The 855-nt window shown below is 68.7% G+C and carries 1 protein-coding gene; it reads left to right on the forward strand.

Annotated elements, in window-relative coordinates:
- Positions 1 to 56: 56 nt before the first annotated feature.
- A protein-coding gene (locus tag G5C65_RS39960; RefSeq protein WP_420903415.1) for an IS5 family transposase occupies positions 57 to 855 on the forward strand; the annotation gives its coding sequence in 2 pieces (ribosomal slippage) (positions 57 to 386 and positions 389 to 855; 797 coding nt annotated over the 2 pieces). This gene is flagged as partial in the annotation.

Consider the following 855-nt stretch of genomic DNA (forward strand, 5'->3'; position numbering starts at 1 on the left):
TAGGACTTGTCCGGTCGATCATGTGACTGCCTCGCGTCCGGGTCGTTGATGCGGACATGGGGCGGGGTGATCTGAGTGATGCCGAGTGGGAACGGCTGCGGCCGTTCCTGCCTGTCAGTAACAGGCGTTGTGGCAGGTGGCGGGACCACCGGCAGGTGATCGACGGGATTCTGTACCGTGTGCGAACCGGTGTTCAGTGGCGTGACCTGCCCGAACGGTTCGGTCCGTGGAAGACGGTCTATGAACGCCACCGGCTGTGGTCGGCCGACGGAACCTGGGAACGTCTGCTCCGGCAGATCCAGGCAGAGGCCGACGCGGCCGGGGAGATCGACTGGGGCGTTTCGGTCGACTCCAGCATCGTGCGAGCACATCAGCACGCTGCCGGCGCGCGCACCGACCCGCCGCCGGTTCCCCCCTCAAAGGGGGACGCAGCGGCAGAACACCAGGACGAGACGCCGTGGCAGAGCCTCGTCGCCCGCCTGGTGGAGGTGGTGCAGGAGGCGAGGGCCTGGGCCGCTCGCGCGGCGGTTTCACCACCAAGCTCCACCTGAGTGCGGACGGCCGCTGCCGCCCGCTGTCCTTGATCGTCACACCCGGACAGCGGGCGGACTGCACGCAGTTCAAGCCCGTGCTGGAAAAGATCCGCGTCCCTCGCCCCGGGCCGGGACGGCCCCGGAAGAGGCCGGACAGCCTGGCCGCGGACAAGGCTTACAGCAACGGCCCGTGCCGTGAGTACCTGCGGCGCCGGGGCATCCAGCACACGATTCCCGAGAAGGCCGACAGCCAGACCGCCCGCCTGCGCAAAGGGTCAGGCGGAGGACGGCCACCCGGTTTCGACGAGGAGCGGTACAAGAA

It is taken from the genome of Streptomyces boncukensis (assembly GCF_011045075.1).
In the GTDB taxonomy this organism is placed as follows: Bacteria; Actinomycetota; Actinomycetes; order Streptomycetales; family Streptomycetaceae; genus Streptomyces; species Streptomyces boncukensis.